This is a genomic window from bacterium, from assembly GCA_019695335.1.
GTDB lineage: Bacteria > CLD3 > CLD3 > SB21 > SB21 > JABWBZ01.
In genome coordinates, this window is sequence record JAIBAF010000103.1 from 1 (window position 1) to 7,813 (window position 7,813).

Here is a 7,813-nt window from a genome sequence, read left to right on the forward strand (position 1 = left end):
CAATGATAACCGCTTTCGGTGCCGTTGAACGGATAAAACGAATAGTCGCTTCAAGAATGGCCCATCCTTCGGCCCCAAACGTTTCATAAAAAGCAAAATTAGGTTTGAAAGCGCCAACAAGATCGTGAGTGGCATCGATAATTTTTTTATTGAATTCAAGAATTGAGGCTGGTTCTTTTTTAAAAACAGGCGGCAATTTATTCAAATCCGGATCAAGGCCGATGCAGATCGGACTTTTTGAAAGGGCAAGTTCGATACGCTGATGAAAAATCAATGAGGCCGTCCTTTAATGGTGGTCTTTTTTGTTGGTTTCGGAAAGAGAATTGCTGGCGTCTAACAGAATCTTTTTCTCTTCATCGGTCAAATGGTCATACCCTACTTCGTTGATTTTGTCAAGAATCGCATCCACCCTCTCGCGTAAATTATCCTCGGGTTTGCGTTCAGCTTTGGGACGAACATACATCGTCGGTTGAGGCTTTTTAGCATTCTGTGAACTAGCCAGTCGATTGATTTTGGAAGCAATCCAATCTTTGCGTAGAAATAGAAAGCCGAACACCATCCCGCCGAGATGAGCAAAATGGGCAATGTTGTCTCCGCCAGGCTTCGCAATACTTAAAAAAGTAATAACCCCATATATCAGCACCATATATTTCGCTTTGATCGGGAAAAGCAGGCTCATCAGAATAATCTGATCGGGAAAGATCATGCCGAAAGCCAACAAAATTCCAAACACCGCTCCAGAAGCCCCGATCACTGCTCCTTGTGAAAATAATAAAAACGTCAGTCCCGCTCCAACGCCGCACACAAAATAATACCGTAGAAATTTTGACGAACCCCAAACCATTTCCAATTCTTTACCAAACATCCACACGGCCAGCATATTAAATAATATATGCCAAATATCGCTGTGCAAAAACATATACGTCACAAGTTGCCATATTTCCCCGTCCCATATCCGGTTGGACAAAGCAAGATGTTCAGCAATAAAATATCCAATATCCGAACGCCCGGCAATCTGTTGAATCACGAATACAATGGCATTGATCAGGATCATCAACTTGACCATCGGATAATCGCCGCCAAGGATATTTCGTGTCGTCTGATATCGGGAATAATAACGCATGTAGAGCCTTTACAAAAAAATTTATCGAGTCAAAATTTTTTCATACACCGGCGCCGGTGTAAAACTGAGAACAAAAATAATAATCGAAATGATGCCGATCAGTTTACGCTTCATATCCAATGGCTCGTCCTCATACATGACGGGTGGATGTTTGATCTTGATCAACACCAATATCAAAATAGCCCACGCAATCCAACTGGATATGTCGAGACCAAAGCCTAAAATAAGAATGGCGCCAAATACTACGTAGCCTAGATACTTTTGGTTACGTCCAAAAAGTGCATACGTAATATGTCCTCCGTCAAGTTGACCTATCGGTAATAAATTAAGTGCTGTTACCAATAATCCAAACCAGCCTGCAAAAATAAAAGGATAATGAATAATATCATACATTGCCGGCATATTGACATCGGCTAATTGCCCAAGGATAGAAAATAAAATCGAACTGCCAAAAAAAAGAACCGGATTACCGTCGTATAAACTATTCGGATCATAAAATTGATACGCATACGATTTTTCCGGAATCGTTATAAACCCGTATAATAAAACTCCCAAACACACTACAAAACCTGCAATAGGTCCCGCCGCGCCTACATCCATTAATTGCGTACGAGTCTTGATCGGCGATTTAATTTTAATAAAGGCCCCAAACGTTCCTGGAAACAATGTCGTCCCGCCAAATCCGGCAAAAACTCCCGGAGGAATTAAAATCCCCGGCAAAAAATACGGCAACGTTACATTCAGTTTATGATATTTAGCTGCAAAATAATGTCCAAATTCATGTGCCGTCAAAATTCCGAGCAATGATATTGAAAATTGGAATCCGGTAGTCAAATTCCATTCATCCGCAATCGCTTTGTTTAAAATCGTCGCAGCCCCGGTGATAAAGACTACAAGAAACGTGATTATAAATAACGCCAGATTAAATCCGGGATGTGACATCCATTTGAAATAACGTGTGAAGGGTTTAGGATTGAACAATTTGCGGCCGCCACCATAACCATTACCGGAACGTTCAATTTTCAAAATAATGATGTCTTTTGAAACACCCGTTTCGCTTTGAGTCGTAATACTCGAAATCGTCGCACTCATACCTTGCGGTGAAAGACGCGATTGGATTTCATTCATTAATCCCTGGTGCAACTGCGCCGTAGAAAATTTCACAAACACGGCATCACTGTCATACACCACGTAGTCCAGTTGTACCAAATCTTTCAGAAGAAACTCAATTTGCTGTTCTATCATTTACATCCAATATTTTTTTATGTATGTTAGTTTCGATTTATTCAACACGATACGATGAAAAACATTTCAACCATTTTTATTTTAACCGGAGAGCCTTCGGGTGAACGCTATGGAGCGGCATTGGCAAAGGCTTTATCAGAAGCTATTCCCGGAGTCAAGATCGTCGGCGTAGGCGGTAACCGTATGCGTGAAGCCGGCGTTTCTTTGATCGCTCATATTCATTCATTGTCTGTCATGGGATTCACCGGAATTATCCGAAACTTTCCACGCATTTATAAAATCCGTCAATTCGTTCTGAAATCCATTCGTGAAATCAAACCCGACGCCGTTATTCTGATCGATTTTCCTGATTTTAACCTTAGTATTGCCAAAGCGATTCGCGGCATCAAACAACTATCATCGACAAAAATTTTTTATTTTATCCCTCCGCAAGTCTGGATCTGGAGGAAATCCCGTATCCATACTATTAAAAAATATTGCAATGCCGTGTTTCCGATTTTTCAATTTGAACACAAACTATACTGTCAGCACGGAATTCCCAGCTATTTTTTCGGACATCCGATTTCTGATTTTCTTCCAAAACAATATGATCAAAAAAGCGCTGAAAAGCAAGAGAGCCGGATGGTGGTTTCTTTATTTCCAGGTAGCCGAAATCAGGAAATCCTAAAAATTCTTCCGGTTATGCTTGGTAGTGTTCAGAAACTCAACAGCACTCATCCGCTTACCATCCTGATCAATATTGCCGAAGATATCGACAGAGACCTTATTGAAAATATAGTCAGTAACTACGATTTACCGGTCACATTGTTGCCAAATACTTATCAGGCTATTGCCGAGGCTGACTTGATCTTATCTAAATCCGGAACCATCAATCTTGAAGTCGCTTATTTTGAAAAACCGGCTATTATTGTTTATAAAACATCCTGGTTAAATTATTGGATCGCTAAATGGTTTGTGCGACCAAAATTCATTTCACTGATCAATATTTTAAGCGGATCGGAAGTTGTAAAAGAATTTATCCAGAGCCAAGCAACTATAGAGAATATTAATACAGAAATGGAAAAAATAGTTGCAGATACTTCTTATCGGTTCGGCATGATCAAACGAACGGCTTCAGCAAAAGAAAGTTTTTTTACTTCGAAACAAAACGTCATTAAAGAAATTGTGCAAGAAATCTCGAAATCAATTTAACGCCGATTAATCAATTGTGACACATCATTTTGTTTAGTGGCTCCGGCTTTTGGAATGACTGGCAAGGAAAAGCTAAATTTGCTGCCTTCTCCCTTTTCGCTTTGAACCCAGATTTTTCCTTTATGGATTTCGATAATTTTTTTTGCAATAGCCAATCCCAATCCAGTGCTTGATTCACCTCCCGTAGGACGCGCGCTGAGTTGCCGAAATGTCGTAAAAACTTTCTGCATATCGTCCTTGCTCAGGCCTTGCCCGGTATCTTCAATGTGAATCCATATTTCCTGCTCTTTCGATTCGCCAAATACGTGAACCGAGCCTCCGGGATACGTGTATTTAATGGCATTGGAAAGCAAATTGTCAATGACTGCACAAATCTTCTGATGGTCGGAATAGATCGGCGGTAAATTATCCAGCGGATCAATGATCAAACGAATATTTTTTTGCTCGGCCATCCTGCGTTGCAGTAGCTCGGCCTGTTTGACAATGTCCGCAATGCGGGTTTCTTGCAAATTAAGCCGCACTTTTCCTGATTCGATGGCGGAAATATCCAAAACCTGCTTGATAAATTCGGACATTTGCCGGGCAACTTTCGAAACCGTTGAAAGATCCGTGACCGCCGACTCCGATTGAAATCGACCACTTTTAAAATCTTCAATTAAAAGATCGCTATAACCAAGTATGATCGACAGAGGGCTACGTAAATCGTGAGCAACAAATCCCAAGTATTCATTCTTGCTTTCATTTAATTTCGCCAATTCTTCATTCTTCTTGGTAAGATCGGAAGTTCTTTCCGCAACTTGTTTTGCTAACTCGTTTTTTTGTTCTTCGATCAATCTTAACTTTTCGTTTTCTTTCTCACGCTCGAGGTGCTCTTTTTCCAACGCCGTTCTAGTCAATTCCTCCCTCATCGTATTGATCCTGTCGGCAAGACCAAGCGAAAGCAGCATCATTTCCAGAACCGTTCCGACGTCGACGACGTGATTGGTAATCTCATTGTAAGGAATCAGTGCAAGAATTTTTAATGCATATAGAATCATGCCGGTCAACAACACCGACCATGCGATGAGAAAATAGCGTGCGGGGTGATAGCCTTTACGATGCGACAGGACGCCGGCCATGAGATACACCAACGGCATCAATACACCATTGATGGTAACGACCGGAGCCGCAACTTGAATAGAACCTGCTGCTAAAGCGATCGCGGCAATTACCACGGTTAAAACCATAAATCCAAGGATAATACGATCAATGGTTTTACTGAACAGCTTGATCTTAAGAAATGATCGCGAAAATTGCGCCGACGATAGTAATAAGAAAACTACACTGATCAATAAACTCCAGTTGTTCCATTGCTTGGCCGATGGCCACAAAAATTCAAACGTTTGTCCGTTAGTCGCCATTTGTACAAAAATCATACTACCGATGTACACGACATAATGCAGATAGCTAATATCGCGTACCGAAAAAAACACAAACAAGTTATAAAATAACATGACGACTAAAGCGCCATACAAAATTCCTAATAAGAGGTATTCAACTCTGACTTTTGCGATAAAAGCATCCACCGTCCACAATTCAAGAGAAATCTGCAGAGAATTGTCACTTTGAAGCCGAAAATAGCAGACAGAGCTTTGGCGGGCTGGAAATGTAATTTTAAATACCGGGTTACGATGTTTTAATATGCGTTCGTTGAACGGAAGTAAGTTTCCTATTTTTTCGGAATGGTAGTTTTGATTTAAGGGCGAATAAAGTTCAATATAATCGATAATCGGCGTTGACAACTCGATTATGCGTTCTTGGTCTACATCTGACGGATTATAAAATTTTATGCGAACCCATACCACTGGAGCATCGTAGCCCAGAACCGGCGTTTGCTCTTTGGCATGAGCAAATGTCTCACTTAATCCGGCGGAAGCAACATCGCTGACGGACCATGCATTGACCGAGTCGATAAGATAATAGGCATATTCCCCCAGAACATAGGAATCCGCAGCACCAATTACCAATGAATCGCCATTATCGGTCTGAGATTGTGCGAAAACGCCCGAAGTCGCAATCACGACAACGATAACCAGCCAAAATGAACATCGAGCAATCATGATGTAATCCTATCAATATGACAAAATACAACAAGACTGCTCGAATTCACAAGCAGTTTTTAATTGGACTTACGTTAAAGATTTACTTTCTTACTAATTTAAACGCATGATTCCAAATGTTATTTTTGAAACCGTAAGCGATCCAAAGCATTGCAAAATATTCCAGAATACGCGATTGCTCGAGGCCACCCAGATCATGCGTATTCCAATGAAAAGCCGTTAGCAAATCCGTCACGGTTTTTTTGGCAGACGCATCATTGCCGGCGATAAACATATCGAGTTGATCGTTACCGAATTTTCCGTCGATCATAAACGCCGCGGTGATGATATTAAATGCTTTGACAACTTTAGCTTGGGGAATCCAGCCTTGAATTTGCTCACCGCCGGACGTGACGTGACCTAATGCCATCTGTGGCGGCATGCCTTTCGAAAAATCCAATGGATTGGTCACGTCAATGACAACTTTGTTTTTAAAATTCTTGACGTCAGCCATTTTGATCGCGTTCTCAGTACCTTCCCATAATGTGCAGATAAAAATCACTTCTCCAAATGCAGCCGCTTCTGCAAAAGTTCCTGCTTTTCCGCCGGAGGCCTTCACCCATTTTTGAAGCTCCTCTTTTTGAGGATTACGCGAACCGATCATGACTTCATGATTTAGCTTCTTGAGGCCTGTTCCCAGAGTCTGGCCAACATTTCCAGTACCGATAATACCTATTTTCATAATGATTCCTTGTTTGGTTAGAAATTTGATTTATCGTTTTGAATTGTTTAATATATATTTCACCTTTACTTTTAACAAGAGCTGTCAAGAAGTATAGTAAGTATACAATCAGAATATATTCTGTTTTTTCAACCAATTAAGGATCAAAAAAAATTATGATGTACCAAAATCAAGAACTGCATTTTGAGTTACAAGGCAAGAAATTTCATTGTGCATTGGATGTAGCTATGTTTTTCCTCGGTGGAAAATGGAAAACCGTTATTCTTTGGTATCTCAAAAATGGTACGATTCGTTTCAGTGAACTGCGACGAAAAATGCCAAAAATTACCGAAAAGATGTTGTCGTTACAATTACGACAAATGGAAAAAGATGGATTCATCGTACGAAAGATATATCCGGAAGTTCCGCCAAGAGTCGAATATACTTTGAGTCAGGAAGGAATTAAATTGCTGCCGATTATCGAAGAACTGGCGCGTTGGGGACGGTATAAAGCAGGAAAAGATGCTCGTACGGTTGATTCGCTTACAGGTAAAACAGTGAAGATCAATTTTTCGAAAGTCCGCAGTTAATGGTGAAAACGCGGAATCCATCGATTGACCCGACCGCAATAATCTTCATACTCCTGACCGAATTGCCTGCGAAGCGCCGGCTCTTCGTATACCCGTACAAAAATATGGGCTAAAAGTACCCAAGGCAATCCGAAGGCTACGATTGCCATAGACTCATAGATGAATCCGAAACCAATCAGCGCCAAAAAACCGCCGATATACATTGGATTTCTTACATAACAGTACGGCCCTACCGCTACGAATTTTCTCGGCGCGTCAAAAGGCGCCGGCGTTCCTTCTCCATAGATCACAAAAGAAGCCACGCAAGCTAAACCCAATACGGCCCCTATTGCAAAAATAAACCAACCGGCAATAACAATCACAGGATGAAAATTAAATGAAAAAAAATCAGCGTATCGGCGGTGGAACATGAGTGCAAGCCAAACCCATAATCCGACAAACCCGCTCATAAAAACTAATGCCCGGATGGCCGTAAAAATTTTCATAGTTTGTCCTCCTTCGATTTAAATCGAAAACCGTTTCTAATATAGGCATTGCAGGGAGAAAAGAAAATCGGTATGTTGACAGTAAATCAAACTGCACTTCCTGCATTTCCATCAAATCTATTTTTACACATTAAATTAAGGAGACACGTTATGTTGTTCGTCTTTTCAATCATTTTAATCGTGATCGCCCTTGTAGTGTGGCGAAATGCTTCGGCGCATAAGCATGAAAATCCTGTAAGCTTCAATATTGCTCGTATCAGTCCGGTCGCAGTTGTAGTTTTTGGATTTCTGGCGCTTCTGCAATGTTTTACACAAATTCCAGCAGGTCATGTCGGTGTTATCGATTTTTTTGGAATTGTATCCGATCGCATTCTACCGTC

The 7,813-nt window shown here is 40.9% G+C and carries 9 protein-coding genes; 3 read left to right on the forward strand and 6 right to left on the reverse strand.

The window, feature by feature from the left end:
- The 3 genes from K1X84_16200 to K1X84_16210 form a co-directional block, all read right to left on the reverse strand.
- The coding region (locus K1X84_16200) for an orotidine 5'-phosphate decarboxylase (GenBank protein MBX7153171.1) at positions 1-274 on the reverse strand (274 nt) is incomplete at its 3' end.
- A 12-nt stretch (positions 275-286) separates the two neighbouring features.
- The gene (locus K1X84_16205) at positions 287-1,123 is read right to left on the reverse strand and encodes a rhomboid family intramembrane serine protease (protein MBX7153172.1); all 837 of its coding nucleotides are present in this window, start codon (positions 1,121-1,123) and stop codon (positions 287-289) included.
- Between the two features lie 21 nt (positions 1,124-1,144).
- A complete protein-coding gene (locus K1X84_16210; GenBank protein ID MBX7153173.1) occupies positions 1,145-2,368 on the reverse strand; it encodes a site-2 protease family protein in 1,224 nt (407 codons plus the stop codon).
- A gap of 54 nt (positions 2,369-2,422) precedes the next feature.
- Between K1X84_16210 and lpxB the strand changes: the two genes are divergently transcribed.
- Entirely contained in the window at positions 2,423-3,559 is a 1,137-nt protein-coding gene (gene lpxB / locus K1X84_16215) for a lipid-A-disaccharide synthase (GenBank protein ID MBX7153174.1), read from the forward strand.
- Here the strand turns inward: lpxB and K1X84_16220 are convergent.
- Together K1X84_16220 and K1X84_16225 are read right to left on the reverse strand one after the other, a co-directional pair.
- Positions 3,556-5,658, reverse strand: a complete 2,103-nt coding sequence (locus tag K1X84_16220; GenBank protein MBX7153175.1) for a sensor histidine kinase — start codon at positions 5,656-5,658, stop codon at positions 3,556-3,558. The genes lpxB and K1X84_16220 overlap by 4 nt on opposite strands.
- 82 nt (positions 5,659-5,740) lie before the next feature.
- Complete coding sequence (locus K1X84_16225; GenBank protein MBX7153176.1) at positions 5,741-6,379, reverse strand: NADPH-dependent F420 reductase; 639 nt, start codon at positions 6,377-6,379, stop codon at positions 5,741-5,743.
- 155 nt (positions 6,380-6,534) lie between these two features.
- Between K1X84_16225 and K1X84_16230 the strand changes: the two genes are divergently transcribed.
- On the forward strand, positions 6,535-6,948 hold the full coding sequence (locus tag K1X84_16230; GenBank protein MBX7153177.1) for a helix-turn-helix transcriptional regulator: 414 nt from the start codon (positions 6,535-6,537) through the stop codon (positions 6,946-6,948).
- Here K1X84_16230 and K1X84_16235 read toward each other — a convergent pair.
- Positions 6,945-7,433, reverse strand: a complete 489-nt coding sequence (locus K1X84_16235; protein ID MBX7153178.1) for an isoprenylcysteine carboxylmethyltransferase family protein — start codon at positions 7,431-7,433, stop codon at positions 6,945-6,947. The genes K1X84_16230 and K1X84_16235 overlap by 4 nt on opposite strands.
- Before the next feature lie 150 nt (positions 7,434-7,583).
- Here K1X84_16235 and K1X84_16240 point away from each other — a divergent pair.
- A partial coding sequence (locus K1X84_16240; GenBank protein MBX7153179.1) for a prohibitin family protein occupies positions 7,584-7,813 on the forward strand: 230 nt, incomplete at its 3' end.

Excerpts from the sequence above, each read along its gene's own strand:
- K1X84_16235 (MBX7153178.1), bottom strand. The coding sequence starts at position 7,433 with ATGAAAATTTTTACGGCCATCCGGGCATTAGTTTTTATGAGCGGGTTT.
- K1X84_16205 (MBX7153172.1), bottom strand. The coding sequence starts at position 1,123 with ATGCGTTATTATTCCCGATATCAGACGACACGAAATATCCTTGGCGGC.
- lpxB (MBX7153174.1), top strand. The coding sequence starts at position 2,423 with ATGAAAAACATTTCAACCATTTTTATTTTAACCGGAGAGCCTTCGGGT.
- K1X84_16225 (MBX7153176.1), bottom strand. The coding sequence starts at position 6,379 with ATGAAAATAGGTATTATCGGTACTGGAAATGTTGGCCAGACTCTGGGA.
- K1X84_16210 (MBX7153173.1), bottom strand. The coding sequence starts at position 2,368 with ATGATAGAACAGCAAATTGAGTTTCTTCTGAAAGATTTGGTACAACTG.
- K1X84_16230 (MBX7153177.1), top strand. The coding sequence starts at position 6,535 with ATGATGTACCAAAATCAAGAACTGCATTTTGAGTTACAAGGCAAGAAA.
- K1X84_16220 (MBX7153175.1), bottom strand. The coding sequence starts at position 5,658 with ATGATTGCTCGATGTTCATTTTGGCTGGTTATCGTTGTCGTGATTGCG.